The 17,490-nt window shown below is 69.4% G+C and carries 20 protein-coding genes; 13 read left to right on the top strand and 7 right to left on the bottom strand.

What is annotated here, in order from left to right:
• Positions 1 to 158 precede the first annotated feature (158 nt).
• The 4 genes from BG418_RS15650 (at position 159) to BG418_RS15635 (ending at position 4,494) form a co-directional block, all read left to right on the top strand.
• Positions 159 to 929: an IclR family transcriptional regulator gene (locus tag BG418_RS15650; protein WP_188274448.1), complete on the top strand. Its 771-nt coding sequence runs from the start codon at positions 159 to 161 to the stop codon at positions 927 to 929.
• Positions 930 to 932: 3 nt separating this feature from the next.
• Positions 933 to 1,433 carry a GNAT family N-acetyltransferase gene (locus BG418_RS15645; RefSeq protein ID WP_188274447.1) on the top strand — a complete coding sequence of 167 codons (501 nt, stop codon included), beginning with the start codon at positions 933 to 935 and terminating at the stop codon, positions 1,431 to 1,433.
• A gap of 79 nt (positions 1,434 to 1,512) precedes the next feature.
• Positions 1,513 to 2,967 carry a penicillin-binding protein 2 gene (locus BG418_RS15640; protein WP_188274446.1) on the top strand — a complete coding sequence of 485 codons (1,455 nt, stop codon included), beginning with the start codon at positions 1,513 to 1,515 and terminating at the stop codon, positions 2,965 to 2,967.
• Positions 2,968 to 3,039: 72 nt separating this feature from the next.
• Positions 3,040 to 4,494, top strand: coding sequence for an MFS transporter (locus BG418_RS15635; protein ID WP_317453662.1), 1,455 nt, complete (start codon positions 3,040 to 3,042; stop codon positions 4,492 to 4,494).
• Here BG418_RS15635 and BG418_RS15630 read toward each other — a convergent pair.
• Positions 4,491 to 5,627, bottom strand: coding sequence for a hypothetical protein (locus tag BG418_RS15630; RefSeq protein WP_188274445.1), 1,137 nt, complete (start codon positions 5,625 to 5,627; stop codon positions 4,491 to 4,493). The genes BG418_RS15635 and BG418_RS15630 overlap by 4 nt on opposite strands.
• Complete coding sequence (locus BG418_RS15625; RefSeq protein WP_317453661.1) at positions 5,624 to 6,628, bottom strand: 5-dehydro-4-deoxyglucarate dehydratase; 1,005 nt, start codon at positions 6,626 to 6,628, stop codon at positions 5,624 to 5,626. Before BG418_RS15625 ends, BG418_RS15630 begins: the two co-directional genes overlap by 4 nt.
• Positions 6,629 to 6,875: 247 nt before the next feature.
• On the opposite strand from BG418_RS15625, the gene BG418_RS15620 reads away from it, so the two are divergent.
• The 3 genes from BG418_RS15620 to BG418_RS15610 all read left to right on the top strand — a co-directional run bounded on the left by BG418_RS15620 (position 6,876) and on the right by BG418_RS15610 (position 10,173).
• Positions 6,876 to 7,700, top strand: a complete 825-nt coding sequence (locus BG418_RS15620) for an NAD(P)-dependent oxidoreductase (RefSeq protein WP_188274444.1) — start codon at positions 6,876 to 6,878, stop codon at positions 7,698 to 7,700.
• 78 nt (positions 7,701 to 7,778) lie between these two features.
• Positions 7,779 to 8,978 (top strand): TerD family protein, encoded by a 1,200-nt coding sequence (locus BG418_RS15615; RefSeq protein ID WP_188274443.1) that lies wholly within the window; start codon positions 7,779 to 7,781, stop codon positions 8,976 to 8,978.
• Positions 8,979 to 9,546: 568 nt separating this feature from the next.
• Positions 9,547 to 10,173 (top strand): GntR family transcriptional regulator, encoded by a 627-nt coding sequence (locus tag BG418_RS15610; RefSeq protein WP_188274442.1) that lies wholly within the window; start codon positions 9,547 to 9,549, stop codon positions 10,171 to 10,173.
• A 400-nt stretch (positions 10,174 to 10,573) separates the two neighbouring features.
• Here BG418_RS15610 and BG418_RS15605 read toward each other — a convergent pair whose 3' ends face one another.
• Complete coding sequence (locus BG418_RS15605; protein WP_188274441.1) at positions 10,574 to 10,924, bottom strand: hypothetical protein; 351 nt, start codon at positions 10,922 to 10,924, stop codon at positions 10,574 to 10,576.
• A 135-nt stretch (positions 10,925 to 11,059) separates the two neighbouring features.
• On the opposite strand from BG418_RS15605, the gene BG418_RS15600 reads away from it, so the two are divergent.
• Together BG418_RS15600 and BG418_RS15595 are read left to right on the top strand one after the other, a co-directional pair.
• Positions 11,060 to 11,305 carry a GntR family transcriptional regulator gene (locus BG418_RS15600; RefSeq protein WP_188274440.1) on the top strand — a complete coding sequence of 82 codons (246 nt, stop codon included), beginning with the start codon at positions 11,060 to 11,062 and terminating at the stop codon, positions 11,303 to 11,305.
• Positions 11,306 to 11,546: 241 nt separating this feature from the next.
• Positions 11,547 to 11,744 (top strand): hypothetical protein, encoded by a 198-nt coding sequence (locus BG418_RS15595; protein ID WP_188274439.1) that lies wholly within the window; start codon positions 11,547 to 11,549, stop codon positions 11,742 to 11,744.
• A gap of 119 nt (positions 11,745 to 11,863) precedes the next feature.
• Here the strand turns inward: BG418_RS15595 and BG418_RS15590 are convergent, their stop codons facing one another.
• Both BG418_RS15590 and BG418_RS40885 read right to left on the bottom strand, forming a co-directional pair.
• A complete protein-coding gene (locus BG418_RS15590; protein WP_188274438.1) occupies positions 11,864 to 12,004 on the bottom strand; it encodes a hypothetical protein in 141 nt (46 codons plus the stop codon).
• 23 nt (positions 12,005 to 12,027) lie between these two features.
• A complete protein-coding gene (locus BG418_RS40885) occupies positions 12,028 to 12,831 on the bottom strand; it encodes a phage antirepressor KilAC domain-containing protein (RefSeq protein ID WP_188274437.1) in 804 nt (267 codons plus the stop codon).
• A 142-nt stretch (positions 12,832 to 12,973) separates the two neighbouring features.
• Here BG418_RS40885 and BG418_RS40880 point away from each other — a divergent pair, with 142 nt between their 5' ends.
• Positions 12,974 to 13,435 (top strand): DUF6233 domain-containing protein, encoded by a 462-nt coding sequence (locus BG418_RS40880; RefSeq protein ID WP_188274436.1) that lies wholly within the window; start codon positions 12,974 to 12,976, stop codon positions 13,433 to 13,435.
• Between the two features lie 19 nt (positions 13,436 to 13,454).
• Here BG418_RS40880 and BG418_RS15575 read toward each other — a convergent pair whose 3' ends face one another.
• Positions 13,455 to 14,429 carry a tyrosine-type recombinase/integrase gene (locus BG418_RS15575; RefSeq protein WP_188274435.1) on the bottom strand — a complete coding sequence of 325 codons (975 nt, stop codon included), beginning with the start codon at positions 14,427 to 14,429 and terminating at the stop codon, positions 13,455 to 13,457.
• 391 nt (positions 14,430 to 14,820) lie between these two features.
• Complete coding sequence (locus BG418_RS15570; protein WP_188274434.1) at positions 14,821 to 15,654, bottom strand: hypothetical protein; 834 nt, start codon at positions 15,652 to 15,654, stop codon at positions 14,821 to 14,823.
• A 155-nt stretch (positions 15,655 to 15,809) separates the two neighbouring features.
• Between BG418_RS15570 and BG418_RS15565 the strand changes: the two genes are divergently transcribed.
• The 3 genes from BG418_RS15565 to BG418_RS15555 all read left to right on the top strand — a co-directional run bounded on the left by BG418_RS15565 (position 15,810) and on the right by BG418_RS15555 (position 17,456).
• Entirely contained in the window at positions 15,810 to 16,031 is a 222-nt protein-coding gene (locus BG418_RS15565) for a hypothetical protein (RefSeq protein ID WP_188274433.1), read from the top strand.
• Positions 16,032 to 16,347: 316 nt separating this feature from the next.
• A complete protein-coding gene (locus BG418_RS15560) occupies positions 16,348 to 17,196 on the top strand; it encodes a hypothetical protein (protein WP_188274432.1) in 849 nt (282 codons plus the stop codon).
• Positions 17,196 to 17,456 (top strand): hypothetical protein, encoded by a 261-nt coding sequence (locus BG418_RS15555; RefSeq protein WP_188274431.1) that lies wholly within the window; start codon positions 17,196 to 17,198, stop codon positions 17,454 to 17,456. The genes BG418_RS15560 and BG418_RS15555 overlap by 1 nt, the downstream gene beginning before the upstream one ends.
• Positions 17,457 to 17,490: the final 34 nt, after the last annotated feature.

Below are 17,490 nucleotides of genomic sequence, written 5' to 3'. Positions count from 1 at the left end.
GTTCTGCCCGTAGTCCTGCTGGTTCGCCCTTGCTGGCACTGCCGCTCACCACCACTTGTTCGGTATTCTGAACAAGATTCCTGCTGGTGAATATGCTGGACTCTATTGACGGGCGTTCTGCGTTGGCAAGACGCGCAGACAAGAAGGGGCGAGGTCGGATGTCGACTGCCGAGACAGGCGGGGCCCAGGTCAAGTCCGCCGTACGTACGGTGGAGTTGCTGGAGTATTTCGCGGGGCGCCCCGGAATGCACTCCCTGGCCGCGGTCCAGGAAGCGGTCGGATACCCCAAGTCCAGCCTCTACATGCTGCTGCGCACCCTGGTGGAGCTGGGCTGGGTGGAGACCGACGCCACGGGCACGCGGTACGGGATCGGGGTGCGGGCGCTACTCGTCGGCACCTCCTACATCGACGGCGACGAGGTCGTCGCGGCCGCGCGCCCCACGCTCGACCGGCTCTCCGACGACACCACGGAGACCATCCACCTCGCCCGCCTCGACGGCACCAATGTGGTCTATCTGGCCACCCGCCAGTCGCAGCACTATCTGCGCCCCTTCACGCGCGTGGGGCGGCGGCTGCCCGCGCACTCCACCTCGCTGGGCAAGGCGCTGCTCGCCACCCACAGCGACGAGCAGGTGCGCAAGCTGCTGCCGGAGACCCTCCAGCAGCTGACCGAGCACACCATCACGGACCGCGAGAAGCTCATCGAGGAGCTGCACCAGATCCGCGAGCAGGGGTACGCGGTGGACCGCGAGGAGAACACGCTGGGCCTGCGCTGCTTCGGCGTCGCCATCCCGTACCGGACCCCCGCGCGCGACGCGATCAGCTGCTCGGTGCCGGTGGCGCGGCTGACCCCGGCGCATGAACAGATGGTCAAGGACGCCCTGTTCGACGCGCGGGACCGACTGACACTGGCCACCCGTAGGCTCTGACGCATGACTTCCGCGACCTTCGGACACCCCCGGCCCACCGTCGTCCTCCGTGAGATGCAGGACAGCGATCTGCCCGTGTTCTTCGGGCAGATGAGCGACCCCGAGTCGGTCCGGGTCGCGGCCTTCGGGCCCGAGGACCCCACCGACCGGGTCCGCTTCGACGCGCACTGGGCCCGTATCCGGGCGTCGGACGTGGTGATACGCACGGTGCTCGCCGACGGTGAGGTCGCGGGCCACGCGTCGGTGTACGGGCCGCCGGACCACCGCGAGGTGACGTACTGGGTGGACCGCGCGCACTGGGGGCGCGGCATCGCCACCGCCGCCCTGTCCGCGCTGGTCGCCCTCGTCCCGCAGCGCCCGCTCCACGCGCGCGCGGCGGCCGACAACGCGGGCTCGATCCGGGTGCTGGAGAAGTGCGGCTTCGTGATCGTCGGGCACGACCGGGGCTTCGCGAACGCGCGGGGCGCGGAGATAGACGAGGTCGTCCTCACTCTGAAGGACTGACCGTCGCTCAGATGAGAGCTTTCTGAGAAATCCGGCCATAAGGAACGAATTCGGCCGCCCGGCTCGTCCCTTTCATGGGATGAACAAGATGATCAGGCGCGCCGCGGTCTTCTGTCTGCTGATGGTGCTCGCCCTCCTCGGACGAGCCACCTATGTGCAGTTCTACAAAGGCCAGGCCCTCGCGGACGACAAGCTGAACCGGCGGAACACCATCGCGCAGTACGCGAACCCGCTCGGGGACATCATCGTGGCCGGCTCGCCGGTCACCGGATCGGAGAGGACCAAGAGCGGTGACCTCGCGTACAAGCGCACGTACAAGAACGGTGAGCTCTACGCGGCGGTGACCGGGTTCAGCTCGCAGGTGTACGGGGCGACCCAGCTGGAGGGGATCTACAGCAAGGTGCTCGACGGCACCGACAACCAGATGAAGGATCCGCTCTCGGTACTCACCGGCAAGCGGGCGGCCGGTGGCAACGTCCTGACGACCATCGATCCGGCCGTGCAGAAGGCCGCCTATGACGCGCTCGGCAACAAGAAGGGCGCGGCCGTCGCGATCGACCCGAAGACGGGCCGCATCCTGGGCATGGTCTCCACTCCTTCCTACGACCCGTCGAAGATCGCCGGATCGACGGACGGCGACGCCTGGCAGGCACTGTCCGACGACCCGGACAAGCCGATGGTGAACCGGGCGATGCGCCAGCCGCTGCCGCCGGGTTCGACGTTCAAGCTGGTGGTGGCCGCGGCGGCGCTGGAGAACGGGCTGTACCCGTCGGTCGACGTGAAGACCGACAGCCCCAACCCGTACACGTTGCCGAACACGCGGACCGTGCTGACCAACGAGAACGCGTCGGCGCCGTGCGAGAACGCCACCATCCGGACCGCGCTGCGGTACTCGTGCAACAACGTCTTCGCGAAGATGGCGGACCAGCTCGGCCAGGACAAGCTCCGGGCGATGGCCGAGAAGTTCGGCTTCAACGACGCCACGCAGGACGTGCCGGTGCGGGCCGCGGCGAGTGCGTACCCCAAGGGCATGGACCGGGCGCAGACGGCGCTGACGGGCATCGGCCAGTTCGATGTGACCGCGACACCGTTGCAGATGGCCATGGTGTCCGCCGCCATAGCCAACGACGGGCTCATGGCATCGCCCCATATGGTCTCCAAGACCACGGACGCGGACGGGAACACCCTCCAGTCCTACAAGGACGCCGACAACAAGCGGATCCTGTCGTCCGACACCGCCAAGCAGCTGCGCAGCGCGATGGTGACGGTCGTCGAGGAGGGCACCGGCTCCAACGCCAAGGTGAGCGGCGCGGAGGTCGGCGGCAAGACGGGCACGGCGCAGCACGGCGTGGGCAACTCCAAGACGCCGTACGCCTGGTTCACGTCGTACGCGAAGGACTCGTCCACCGGCAAGGAGGTGGCGGTCGCCGTACTCATCGAGGACTCGGGCGCGGCCCGCTCGGAGGTCAGCGGCAACGGTCTGGCGGCGCCGGTCGCGCAGAAGATGATGCAGGCGGCGCTGGGGTCGTCATAGGGCACGGGCGGCGTCGGGAATAAGGCATCCACCCGATTCGCAGGGACGGCCTCACCGGCCACCGTTACCCCTGTGAACAGGGCGGATGAGAGCACGACGACAGGCAGGACGGCACGGCAGCCGCTGGTGCGGGTCCTGGCGGACCGCAACGCGGGGCTGTATCTGACCGGGGTGGTGGTGTCCGGGTTCGGGTCGTCGGCGATGTGGCTGACGGCCGGGATCTGGGCCAGGTCGCTGACCGGCTCGGACAGTCTGGCGGCGCTCACCGTCTTCGCCATGTGGGCGCCGACACTGGTGGGCCCGCTGCTCGGAACGGTGGCGGACCGGATGCGGCGGCGGCCGCTGCTCGTGGGACTCAACCTGGGGATGGCGGCCCTGCTGCCGTCCCTGCTGGCGGTGGACTCGGCGGCCCGGATCTGGATCCTGTTCGCGGTACTGCTCGTGTACGGCGTGAACGGGGTGATCCAGGACGCGGCCGAGGCGGCGCTGGTGGCAACGGCCGTGGACAGGGACCTCCTGGGCGACTTCAACGGCCTTCGGATGGCGGTCAACGAGGGCATGAAGCTGGTGGCTCCGCTGGCGGGGGCCGGACTGTACGCGCGGTTCGGCGGCGGGGCGGTGGCGGTGCTGGACGCGGCGACGTTCCTGCTGGCGGCGGGGATCTTCGCGCTGATACGGGTACGGGAGGCCCGGCCCGTCCCCGGCGGCGCCCGGCTCGCCGACACGGCCGAGGGGGCGCGTACGGTGTGGCGCTCACCGGTGCTGCGGCCGCTGGTGCTCGCGGGTGCGGCGACGATGCTCTGCGCCGGGCTGAACGGGGCGGCGCTCTACGCGGTGGTGGACGAGCGGCTCGGCCACGCGGCGACGTACGCGGGCGTGCTGTACGCGGTGCAGGGCGCGGGCTCCGTGGCGGCCGGCCTGCTCTGCGGCCCCCTGCTGCGCCGCCTGCCGGAACGGACCTTCGCGGCGGCGGGGATCGCGCTGTTCGCGGTGTCGGTGTGCGGGCGGGCACTCCCGTACGACGCGGTGGCACTGGCGTGCAGCGCGGGGATCGGGCTTGGGCTGCCGTGCGTGCTGGTCGCGGCGATGACGGTGGTGCAGCGGGAGACCCCGTCCGCGATCCTTGGCCGCACGGCGGCGACGGCCAACACGCTGTTGTTCGTCCCGAACGCGGTGGGGTTGGGGGTGGGGGCGGGTTTGGTGGGGCTGGTGGATGTGGTGGTGCTGCTGGGAGCGGTGGGGGTGGCGGCCCTGACGCTGGCAGCGGTTTTGTCCACCCCACCCCACCCCTTCCCGAAAGCCTCCGGCGGATGTCGTTTGTCTGCGGATCGTGCTGGGTTGCTCGCGCAGTTCCCCGCGCCCCCTAAATGGGCCCTTCGGGCCCTCCTAGGGGCGCGGGGAACTGCGCGACAAGCCCCCACCGGCGTTCAGCCGAAGAAGGGGGGTCCGGGGGCGCAGCCCCCGGGTAGCCGCCTCGACCCCCACCCACCCCCGGAGGGTTTAGGGAAGGGGCGGGGTGGGGGCTAATCCAAGGCGCCAGATCGCCGCACCGCCCCCAGATCCCCCTCCGACGCCAACCCCGCGTGGTACAGCCGAAGTTCCGTCGCCCCGGAAGCCGCCGCCCGCGCCGCGTCGTCCGACAGCGCCCCCGGCCGACCCCCCATCCCCGCCACCACCGTGAAGTTCGCCGCGAGCACGGCCCCGGAAGCGTACGGTGCGAACGGGGCCAGCAAGTCCACCGCGCCGCCCACGCACGGCACCACCACCCCGTCCGCGACCCCGAACACCCCCGCCGGATCCACCCCCACGTTCGCCCCGCACCGATACACACGCGGGTCCGCGTGCAACAGCACCTGGAATCCGGGGGCGGCAGCAACGCGTACGGCCGCGACGACCTCCTCCTGGAGCCGCCGGGCCACCGCCGCCCGGTACCCGACCGTCGCCTCCAACAGCTCCTGTCCCGTCGCCCCCGCCCCCCGCCACACCGCATCCAGCGCGCCCCGCACCGCCGCCCTCAACTCCACCGCGTCCAGGCCCACTTCCGCGTAACCCGACCGGCACGAGCCGCAGAAGCACAGCGACATCAGGTACTGGGACACCTCGTCCAGCTCCACCCCCGCGATCTTGTCGTGGGCGTGCAGATGCGCCAGGCCGTACCATCCGCAGGACTCCAGCTCGGTCCCGCGCGCCCCGGGACGTACCGCCGCCTCCGCCGCCAACGCGACCAGATACGCACGGACTTCGGGCCGCGCTATGCAGGGCGCCCACGGGTAGCGGTCGCCGTACGCGTTGACCACCGAGGTCTCGGGGTGCTCGGCGCCCAGCCGGGAGTTGTGGGCGAGGACGACCCAGGAGTGGACGTCGAGACCGACGGCGGCGAGCACTTCGGCGGCCCGGCCGTACGCGTCCCCGGGCGCCCACGCTCCGGCCGCGTACGGACGCAACGCCCGTCCGGACCAGCGCCGTTCGTCGACCGGGTAGAGGACCGCCGCGTGCTCGGCCGTGACGATCCGGTGGCGCGGGTGGCGCGGAGTGAGGGCCCGGGTCGAGTGGTACGCGGCGGCCAGCGTCACCTGCCGCACCCCGAGGTCCGCGATCCGCGCGGCCGCGTCCGGGTCGCCGACGACGTCCCAGGGGTAGAGGAACGCCGACGCCTTCACGAGCCCGCGCCGCCCGACTCGACGACGCCCGTCCCCGAACCCGGCTCCGCCAGCAGCGCCCGCCCCCGCTCGATCAGCGTCCCCAACTGCTTCACGTGGTACGCATCCGGCTCGCTCAATGGCGGACGCACCTCGCCCACGTCCAGACCGGCCAGCCGCACCCCCGCCTTGACCAGCGAAACGGCGTATCCACGGCCCTGGTTGCGCAGTTCGACGAGCGGGACGTAGAAGCCGTCCAGGAGGCGGTTCACCGTGTCGTCGTCGCCGCTGTTCAACGCCCGGTGGAAGGCCAGCGCGATGTCGGGCGCGAAGCAGAAGACCGCCGAGGAGTAGAGCGTGACGCCGATGCCCCGGTAGGCGGGGCCGGTCAGTTCGGCGGTGGGCAGGCCGTTGAAGTAGAGGAAATCCCGACCGGGGAGCTCCCTGCGTACCGTGCTGACGATCCGCTGCATCAGATCGAGGTCGCCGATCCCGTCCTTGAGGCCGATGACGCCGTCGACTTGCGCGAGCCGGACCACGGTCGCGGGCGTGAGGACCGCGTTGTCGCGCTGGTAGACGATGACGTCTAGGGAGGTCGCGGCGGCGAGCGCGCTGTAGTGGCGCAGCAGGCCCTCCTGGTCGGCGACGACGAGGTACGGCGGCAGGGCGAGCAGCCCGTCGGCGCCCGCGTCCTCGGCGAGCTTCGCGTACTGGATGGCGACGGCCGTCCCGTATCCGGCGCCCGCCACCACCGGCACCAGCCCCGCGGCCTCCTCCACGGCGGCCGCCACGCACGCGTGGAACTCGTCCGGCGTGAGCGCATGGAACTCACCGGTCCCGCAGCACGCGAACACCGCGCCCGCGCCTGCCTCGATGCCGCTTCTGACGTGCGTACGGAAGGCATCGAGGTCGAGGCCGCCGTCCGGCCCGAACGGGGTCACGGGAAAGAACAGCAGGCCGTCGAGCCGGGCGGCGAGCGGGGCCGCCGAGTTCACAGGCGTCGCGGGTGTCACGGGCGTCACGGGCGCTCCCAGGGCAAAGACCGGCGTGCACAATTCTGATTAGTGTACATATCTCTGAACGCCGCCACGCTAAGGCAGCCGCTCGACGGCGGTCAAGACGCGAAACGGCGGCGTGCGGGGCTTTTCACGGGCTCCGCGCCACACTTGACGAGCTTGAAGCACGCTCCTTAGCGTGACCATGGATATGAATGGCATTCATGAATACGTATCCCGCCGCGTCCCGCCCGCGCACCGAGGAGATCCGCCCATGCCCGCTCCCCGTACCGTCCTGCTGACCGGCGCCGCCGGCGGACTCGGCACCCTGATGCGCGAACTGCTCCCGGCGTACGGCTACGACCTGCGCCTCTTCGACGTAGTACCCATCCCCGGGGAGCCGGACGCGATCACCGCCGACCTCGCCGACAAGGACGCGCTGCGCGAGGCGGTACGGGGCGTCGACGCGGTCCTGCATCTGGCGGGCATCTCACTGGAGTCGTCGTTCGACAAGATCCTGCGGGCCAACATCGAAGGCACGTACAACGTGTACGAGGCCGCGCGCGAGGAGGGCGTCGCGCGCGTGGTCTTCGCCTCCTCCAACCACGCGGTCGGCTTCACCCCCCGGCCGGAGGGCGACACGCCGCTGGAGCCGGGCGCCCTGATCCCCGTCGGCACCCCGCACCGTCCGGACACGTTCTACGGCCTCTCCAAGGCGTTCGGCGAGGACCTGGCCCAGTACTACTGGGACAAGTACGGCCTGGAGACCGTCTCGGTGCGGATCGGCGCGTGCTTCAAGGAGCCGACTTCCGTACGGATGATGTCGGTCTGGATGAGCCCCGGCGACGGCGCGCGCCTCTTCCACGCGGCGCTGACCGCCGAGCGCGTCGGCCACACCGTCGTCTATGGCTCCTCCGCCAACACCCGCCTGTGGTGGGACCTCTCGTCGGCGCGGGCGCTGGGATACGAGCCCCAGGACGACTCCGAACCGTACGCGGAGAAGCTGATCGCCGAGGAGGGCGAGCTCGACCCCGGCAACCCTGAGCACGCCTGTCTCGGCGGCCACTTCACCACCGATCCGCCGATCTGGCCGCACTGAGCCAGGCCACCGGAAACGGGGGACGAGATTCGCGGGACGTTCAAGGAACCGTAAAGCCGCGCCGCTCGTTCCCGTGACATGACCGCTATGACACCTGGCTCGAACCTTCCGCTCCCGACCGCCCGCGTGGCGGTGGATGTCGCCGCTCCGGTGCGGCTCGACGTGTCGGGCCTGCTGCTCACCGCCGACGGCAAGGTGCGCTCCGACGACGACTTCATCTTCTACAACCAGCCGTCGGGCCCCGGTGTCACCCACCGGTCCGGCGGCGGCAGCGCGCCGGACGCGATCGTCGTGGACACGTCGACGGTGCCGCCGGGCATCGAGAAGATCGTGGTCACCGCGAGCCCCGACGCCGCGGGCCAGACCTTCCAGGGCATCGAGCCCACGGCCACCCTGCGCAACGCCGACGACGGCAGCGTGATCGCCACGTTCACCCCGCCGCAGCTCGGCTCCGAGACCGCGCTGGTCGTCATGGAGGTCTATCTGCGCGGCGGCGCGTGGAAGGCGCGCGCGGTGGGCCAGGGTTACGCGAACGGACTGGCGGGCATCGCCACGGACTTCGGCGTCTCGGTCGAGGAGGAGCCCGCCGCCGCGCCCGCGCCCGCAGCCGCCCCCGTCGCGCCCGTGGCCGCGCCGCCCATGCCCTCGGCTCCCCCGACTCCGGTCCCGGCTCCGGCCGCGCCCGCCGCCGCGCCGAGCGGGAAGATCAACCTGGACAAGGGCCGGGTCAGCCTCCAGAAGAACCAGACCGTGTCACTGGTCAAGGGCGGCCGTCCGCTGCTCTCGCAGGTCAAGATGGGCCTCGGCTGGGAGCCCGCGTTCCGGGGCAAGGACATCGACCTGGACGCCTCGGTCATCGCCTACGGCCCGCAGCGCAACCACCTGGACAGCTGCTACTTCGGCAAGCTCTCCATCCTGAACGGCGCGATCAAGCACTCCGGCGACAACCTCACGGGCGAGGGCGCGGGCGACGACGAGGTGATCGTCGTCGACCTGGGCCGTATCCCGGCCGAGGCGACGGGCCTGGTCTTCACGGTGAACTCGTTCTCGGGCCAGAAGTTCACCGAAGTGGCCAAGGCGTACTGCCGGTTGATCGACGCGAGCACGGGCGAGGAACTGGTCCGCTTCGACCTGACCAGCGCGGAGCCGCAGACCGGCGTCATGATGGCCAAGTTGATCAAGCAGTTCTCCGGCGAGTGGGAGATGACGGCGCTGGGGAACTTCGTGAAGTCCCGGACGGTACGGGGGATGGTGAAGCCGTCGGCCGAGGCGCTGTGAGTTTTCGCAGCTCAGAGCTGCATTCCTTACAGACAGCGGGCCCCGCTGGCGCACGTCGCCCCTTCGGGCCGTGAGTTGGAGATCGATTGGGCCTCGTAAGGTAACTAGCGTTTCCTCGCAGTATCTAGCAGTTTCGCGTAGCTGAGCGGAGATCATTGCCGGTCGGATTTCCCATTCGCTCCCCAGTCGATCACCTCCGCCCCCACGACAGCACAGAAAAGCCGCTCCCCGGATCGCCCACTTGGGAGGTGGGACGGCGTTCCAGGGAGCGGCCATCTGCACAACGAGCGTCATCCATCCGGATGGCGCTCGTTGCGGTCACCCGATCGTGCGATTTCCCCGCCTGTCTTGCCACGGCGAGAGCGGCCCGCCCGTCTTCCACTAAAGGGGTGCAGTGGCCGACGGGCGGGCCATCGCCGCTCCAGGCACCTGATCCCGAGGCGGCGAGCTGTACCCCTGCGGCATGCCTGTGGCACGTGATGGACCGCAGGGGAGATCTTGATATATCAAGGTGCTCTGGTGGCTTTTAGCCTGTCGACCTCATCAGCAAGATCGCCGAGGGGTCGCGATGTCAGCAGCTGCGGTGCACCGCAGCATCGCCGCCGCCCTCGCCCGCCGCATCCACGACGGCGAGTGGGCTCCGGGCGAACAGATCCCCTCCCGCGCCGACATCGGCGCCCAGTACGGGGTGCACGAGCAGACCGTCCGCCTGGCCATGCTGATCCTGCGGCGCCAGGGCCTGGTCGAAGGCGAGAAGCGCAAACGACTGTTCGTGGCCTACCCTCCGGCCGTGCGCACGCTGACCGACCCCGACGCCCCATGGCCCCACGGCTCGGAGACCTACGGCGTCGAACGCTGCCGCGCGAGCGACGACGTCGCCGACCGGCTGGGCATCGGAGTCGGGCTGACGGTGTACCGCGAGACACAGGAGTGCTGGGATCCCGGCGGCCGGTCGGCCATGCTGGTGACGACCTGGTGGCGCGGAAAGCGGCAGCCGCACGCGACGTGGCTGGCAGATCTCGGGATCGCCGCTCTGGCTGAGGTGCAGGCCCACGCCCTGGGACTGACGGTGGACACGCTCGCGTACCGAGTGGTGCGGACGCGGCTGGATGCGGCGGGACTTCCGGTGGAGACGGCTGATCTGATCCTCCCGATGGACCGGTGGCTGATCCGTCTGCGGCCGGCCTCGCCCTGACGGTGTATCGGGCGGGTGGGCGGGCGCGGCTCGCATGATGACCCCCGTGGACGCGCTGGCGGGTTCTGGGCAGGGCGGCGCTGTACGTCAGGTGCGTGTGCCTCGGGCGACCTTACGGTTGTCACCCTGCCTGGCATATGCAGCTGATCGCTAGAGGTGTGCAGTGCATATATCTACGTGAGCGCCAGGTACCCCCGCCTGCATTGTTCACACCCGGTGCGCAATTTTCACCGTATGTAGCGGCGATGGCCAATGGTCGACCGCGACTGCCGCCGTCCCCTCGATACGCAATCCGGGTGCCGGTACTGGTCGGGCCGCACGCCATCGGGCGCGTACTCGGCGCCGGGGACGATGACAGCGTCATCCTTGATCGCCTGATCGCAGATAACGCAGATCCGGATCACGACTCCATCCCCAGGGACGAGACCTCGGCGGCCGCGCAACCGTCGTGGACGTACCGGGCGACCATGCTGCCGTCCTCGCCGACGAGGAGGGAGTCGGCGACGCTGGCGCCCGGCTCACGGCAGACCGCGCACACGCGGTGCGACGCCGGGTCGGCAGTGGTCAGCCGGTAGAGGACCGGCACGCCCCGGTCGCGGGCGCACAGGCCGTGCGCGTACACGGACTTGTCGGGTCCGGAAGTGCTGGGGATGATGCCGACGCAGCAGTCGGCGCCGGGCTCGCTGCAGTAGGTACACAGATGGGTCTGCGCCTCTTCGCCAGCGGTCGTGGCGTCCGTAGAATTCGTCATGTCGACTCCCACACAGTCGTCCGCGCCCGGGGCCGGTCACACGGCCGCCGGGGTTAATTGAGACCGCAGGATACTGCGGTCTACCGCACTGTACTGCGGTCGCGCGGTGTACTGCAGGCACCTAGCGTCAACCGCATGAGTGTGGATCTTGACCGGACGCGGCCCATCTGGAGGCAGATCGCGGCGATCATCGCCGGACGGATCAACGACGGCACCTACCCCGTCGGCAGCAAGGTCCCGTCCGTCGTCGAGATCAGCACCGAGTTCGAGGTGGCCTCCTCCACCGTGCAGAAGGTGATGGCACACCTGAAAGCCGAGGGGTTCGTCCGCACCGAGGTCGGGCTTGGCACGTTCGTCGCCGACCGACCCGAAGAAGGCTGATCCCCGCACCTCGCTTGTCCGACCGTCGCCATAGACTTGATCTATGCCCCCGACTCCCCTGCCTGACGGCACTGTGCGCCCGTCTGCCGTGGTCAACGAGGAGATCAGGAGACTGTGGGAGCATGCGCCGCTGACGCCAGCCGACGAGGAGCACTACCGGTGGCTGCTCGTCGAATGGGCTGAGGCCACGCGGCGCGAGGCGGCTAGGGGCTCTGTCAGTCCCGCCGCTTAAGATCCGTCGGTGGCTATCGAACTGTCTGACGAGTTGATCGAACTGGAACGCGCGGCATGGACGGAGATCCAGGCCGGTGCGCTGACCGTGGACACCGCGAACGCGGCCCAGCTCGCCGTAACCGAGCACGCGACCGCGACCGGACAAGACCGGGCCGCGGTCGAAGCCGACCTGAAGAAGCAGGTCCGGCACACGGACGACGCGTAGGAACAGCAAGGCCCCGCCCCCGTGCGCTGTACGGGGGCGGGGCCTTCAGCAGCAGCATCCCGACTTGCTCGGAATGACTGTTGGGATCACGGTAGCGGGCGGGACTGACAACGGGTGGGTCAGCGGGGCCAAATCACGGTCGCGGCGAGCGTGACCGCGATGCCGCAGACGGTCAGCGTCACCACCACGTCGAGGTTGTCGGCGATGGCATCGGCCACCCGACTGTTCCACCGCCAGTACGCACGGATAGCGCGGAGCATGACGTGCACGATGCCCTCCTCGGTCAGGCGGCGGACCGCTTCTCCCACATGTCGACGACCAGGTCGATGCCCTGCGCGGTGGCGTAGGCCGTGGAGAAGGCCCAGCCGTTCTTCGTCTCCTGCTTCACGGTGAAGTGGCCCGAGTCCTGGTACGCCTTCCGCGGCATGTTCCGGTTGCCGCCGCCCTGGGACGTCTGCTTGCGGAAGACACCGTTCTCGACGAGCCAGCCGGTGAGGGACTTGACGTTGGTGTGGAGCAGGTCGGCGAGCTCCGTCATGCCGCAGAGCCCCTCGCAGTTGAGGAACTCCTCCCACTTGCCGGCCTTGGGGGCCAAGACCTTGTTCTCGGCTTCCAGGGCCTTGTTCTGCCGGACCTTGTCGAGGAGGGCGACGAGTGCCTCCTCGTAGTCCTGCGGGAGGACTGGTGCGGTGATGGCTGCGGTCTCGGCCTTGCGGGTCTGGATGGCGAAGTACGTCTGAGCGGCGGCGACCTCGGGCTTCCGGGGGTCACCGTTCATGGCGACCATGTACGCGCCGTACCGGGTGAGCTTGTAGTTGACGCGCTCCGTGTCAGGCACGTTTCCGCTGGTCGTGACGGGTTCCCGGCGCCGCGAAGCGTGCAGGTCGGCGGTCTGGCCGCTGTTTTCGATGGCTATCCGGGCGCGCTCGATGGAGTCGACGAAGCGCTCCCAGCGGAGGTAGCCGAGGAGAGGCTGGAGGTCGCGGGCGGACCACCATTCGCCAGTGGCGTCCTCGCGTCGGATCTGGTCGAAAGGACTTCCGTCCCCGCTGTTGACGTTAGGTACAGGAAGGTTAGGGTTGGGCACAGGAAACCTCATTCCTTGATCCAGGCCCCCGGCGGATGGCGTTCCGCGTGGGGGCTGATCTTTGTCCCGGTTCCGATCCGCGTGTGCGATTCGGTAGCGCAGCATTCTACGGCTCCGGGGCGGCACTGACGGGGAACCCCCCGTGGCGCAGTCGACGGCCCGCACGGGCGACCTCGTCCGTCTCCCCCGTCGGCATGGCGATCAGATCCGCCGTAAACTCGAACACGTGACCGATCAATCGCTTCGTCTGCACGAGCTGACCCTGCAGCTCGGCCAGCTGGAATTTCTGGCCCGCGTCCAGGAACAGCAGCTGGCGCAGACCCGGCGATGGATCACGGCGAAACAGAACGAGATCAGCAGCGAGGAGCATCGAGCAGCCCGCGCCGCCCAGCCGCCCCCGGAGTGGCTGATCCAGACGGGCATCGGGATCGGGCCGCCCACCGTCCACACCAGCCTGACCGACGGCGCCGACCAATGCTGGGCGCGGGCCGGCAACGAACGCTGTCGGCCTGCTACGCAGGAGCAGGCTCGGCAGGCGCTCACCGATGGCGGGCGGGCCTGCGAAACCTGCCGGCCCGACACCGCCCTCGGGATCCTCGACTGATCAGCGGTGTCGCGCTGGGTCAGCGCTGCGCGTCGCCCGGGGCGAGCAGGCTGGTGAGTTCGGCAATGGACTCGGCGGACGGCTTGAAGTACCTACGGACGCTCTCCGGCTTCTTGTGCCGGGACTTCGCCATCAGCATCAGCAGTGAGGCGCCCTGCTCGCCGAGGTGGGTGAGGCCGGAGCCGCGGTACTCGTGCAGGTCCCAGCCGGTCCCAGGCCCTGCTGTTGCCGTTGCCTCGTCGAGGAGGGCGCGGGCCTGGCCGTAGGAGAGGCGGACTAGACCGGTGTCAGGGCAGATGTCGCGGGGACTGAGGACCTTGCCCGGGCCGGGGCGTCGATGGGTGACGAACACCGGGCCTCGTGTTCGGCCGCGCAGCAGGCGCGGTAGGAGACGGGCGGTCCCGGCGTCCCAGTAGACGGTCTCCAGGACGAAGTCCTCCCGGGACTGGCCACGGCGGCGGACCTTACTTCGCGCGCCCTTGGCCTTGACTGGGCAGCGGCGCCCCGCGAAGTCGAGTTCCTCGATGTTGACGCCGAGGATCTCGTCCGATCGTGCGCACGTCTCGTAGAGCATCCGCCACAGCGTCTTCTCCCGCACGTGCACGTCGCGGCGGGCGATGAGCCGGTCGATGGCCATCTTGGAGCGGGTCGGGGTCTCGGAGTCGGGCACCGCCAGCCGCTTCACCCAGGCCGGGACCGCCGGGCCGTCGTATCCGTACTCCGCGCACCAGCCGAGCCACGAGAGCACTGACGCGCGCCGTGCGTTCCAGGTGTTCACCGCTGAGGTGCCCCACAGCAGTTCCAGGGCTTCGCCGATCTCGTCGTCCGTGACGGACGCCAGTGGCCGGCCCTCGCCGAGCTGCTCGGCGGTCTTCCCCACTCCGATCCCGTAGTTGCGGACCGTGTTCGGGTTGCCGAGCGAGTCGAGGAATGCGTCGGCCGCGGTGCGGACGGTCAGTGCCTTCCCGGTCGGCAGTTGTACGAGGGTGCCCACGATCCTCCTTGCCACAGATAACGGGGCCGCTTCGCGCACGCTCCGGGTGCCGTTCTCCCTGCTCGCATTCGGCTGTTCCACAGATAATAGGGCATTATCTGTGGGAAAATCAGGGGTACTTGCTACCGATCCGACCTCAAAGGAGCGTCATGGCAAACGCGTTTGAGTCCCTGAAGGTTCATGTGGAGGCCAGTGGGTGGGCGTTCGCGCTCGGCCACCTTGAGTAGTGGCGCCAGTCCCGTCCCGACGGCACCCTCGACGACTACCTCGCCGAGGTCCGCCAGGAGACCGCGAAAGCGAAGGCGCGCTTCGTGGAGATCGAGATAGAGAACGGCTCAACGCGAGAGTCCGCCGAGAGGGCGGCGCAGCTCATGCGCTGAAGCCAGGCGGGCTAGCCCACGTCGACCGTCGGGTCCTGAGCCCGGGCGAGGACGCTGCCTCCGTCGATGGGGAGGAGGAGTGTGAGGGCGTCGAGGAGCTTGTCGAGTGTGTCGGCGGCCTCGGCGCGGCCCCAGCTGCGGGCGGTCTCCACCCGGCTCATCTGCGGGTTGCTGTCGATCGCATCGGTGTAGGCGGCCAGCGCATCCCGCCGGGGCAGTGAGTCTCGGAGTTCTCCGAGCAGGGTGCGCATCTCATGGAGCGTGGTGGCGTAGCGCTCGGCGGCGATGACCCGCTCACCCTGGGGGACTGCCGGGTCGAGAGCCGTTTCCCGCAGGAATGAGTTGGCGGCGAGTCCGTCGAGCGCGTCAGCGAGTGCCCGGCGGCCGAGGTCGGTGAGGCCGGGGGTGGGCAAGGCCTGGTCGACGGCGTCACGCAGCCACTTTGCGCGCCTGATCTGCTGGCGGCGCGCGTCTTCCTCGACCCGGGCAAGAGTGTCATCTGGCAGGCGGACCTCGACCTTGGGGCCGACCGTGGGGCGGCCAACGGCGGCCGGCGGAGCGGCTTCCGCCTCGGCGGCGATCTCCGCACGGATGCGGGTCGCCTGCTCGGAGAGAACGTAGTAACAGCGCCCGTTCACCGCGATCTCGTCGATGAGTCCCTTCTCCCGCCACACGTCGACGCCGGGGAGCGAGGGGACCTTGAAGCCAGCGAGCGGGCAGGCGACGACGTAACGGCCAGCCAGCGCGGGGCGGTCGGCGCGGTGGCGTGTGTATTCGAGGCGGGCGCGCGCGATGTCGCGGAGGAGGGTCTGGTTCAGGTCGCTGGCGCTGATTCGGTCACTCATGTGCCGGTCCCCGATCTCGTCGTGGTGGCGGGCGTGGGCCGCTGCCCCTACGCGAATTTCCGCATGCGTTAATCCTAGCGAGGAGTTTCCGCATGCGTCAATCCTCTGAGCCTGCCCAGATGCTCGACGCCTGAGCGCAGCGCACTCTGGGATGTATGGACGGGGCGCCGATCGTCGTGCACCGGCCGCGTGGGACGGGTGGTCGGCGGGTGACGGTGCGCGGGCAGATCATCGGCCTCGCGCACTCCGACCGCGTCCTGGTCGAGTTCCTGCGGCAGGCCGGGATCGACGAGACGACAGCCGAGGCGATGGTCGACGGAGACTCGCGGCTGATCGAGTGGCGGGGCGGGCGGGCGCACGAGTACGAGGCGGCGTGAAGGCTGCCGGGCCTGGGGGAAGCAGTACGGCCGGGCCCGTTCCCTGCGAAGAACCCGACCCGGCCGTGTTGTAACTGGCGCTGAGGCCGGGCCCGTGTACTTCGCGAGGACCCGAGCCCGGCCTCGTCCCGGCAACGCAGTCACAGCCAGAACCGTGCTTGAGAGGACCAGTTCTGGCGAGTGCGCCACACGCGACTGACCTTATCCACGGGTGGGCGGCGGGGGTGGGAGTTCGGGAAAGAATCTTGGTTCACCCTCTTGCCAGTTCGCTGTACGTACAGCAATCTGAAAGTACCGCAAGGGAGAGGGGAATTCGATGAACACCACGACTGCCGCGCTCGAAGCCCGCGTCACCGTCCCCACCATCCGCACCTGGTGCCGGATCGGCGCCGTCGCCGCCATCAAGCAGGCCGGCCGCTGGGTCATCGACACCGCCTCCCTCCGCGCCCGCATCGCCATCGGCCACCGGAGGTCCCGCATGAGCGACCAGCCCACCTACCGCGTCCAGGAATCCCAGGTCACCCGCTACGGCAACGAGTACACCGTCTATCGCATCACTCGCACCGACGGCACCCCCGCAGGATTCGGTCCCGGCCAGGACAGCCGCATCTGGTCCGCCGAATTCAGCACCCGCAATCGTGCCGAGTTCTACGCCGAGTTCTACGAGCGCACCCCCGAGGGCTACCGCCTGGAGTACTACCGGCCCCCCGCCCGCTCCATCGGCGTCGACCCGGAGTGGCAGGTGAAGGGCGGCCTGACCGGCGACCCTCGCGACATCAACGCGAAGCTGCCAGCCGACTGGACCAGTGAGGGCACCAAGTGGGCGGAGGGCACCACACTCGTCGACGCACTCGTCAGCTGGGTGGAGCGGCACACTGCGGGAGCCGCCCAGCGAATCCAAGAGCAGGCCGAGAAGGACGCGATCGAAGCCGCCGAAGAGGCTGTCCGTGAAGCCCGCCGCGAGCAGCTCGCCGAAGCCCAGCGCCAGAAGGGGGCACTGGCCACGCCGCGCCAGGTCGACTACATCGTCCAGCTCCTCGCGGTCCGCGAGCGCACGGGCGAAGGCGGCGGCTTCTTCATCGGCCCCAAGGACCGGGCCGGCATCGAGCTGCTGTCCAAGGCTGAGGCCTCCTCCTACAGCACCTCCCTGAAGGGCGACTACTGATGACCGCCTCCTTCCGCGTCTCTCAGAACTCCAGCAAGGAAGACCTGCTGGAGAAGATCGACAGCCAGAAGCGTCACATCGCCAACCAGCTCAACAAGATCGAAAGGCAGCGCCATCAGATCAACATCCTGAACAACCGCGTCATCGAGCGGAACAACACGATCGCCGCGCAGGACCGGGTGATCGCGGAGCAGGGCGACGAGCTCCACGAGCTGCGCGGTGCGCTCGCCCGCCTACAGCAAGCCTCGAAGGCCGACTGAGGAACGCACGCCACCTCCCGCCCGCCCCGCCCCT

Source organism: Streptomyces sp. CBMA152, from assembly GCF_014596475.1.
In the GTDB taxonomy this organism is placed as follows: domain Bacteria; phylum Actinomycetota; class Actinomycetes; order Streptomycetales; family Streptomycetaceae; genus Streptomyces.
The sequence above is the reverse complement of the archived record's forward strand: the minus strand, read 5'-3'. Positions and strand labels throughout refer to the sequence as shown.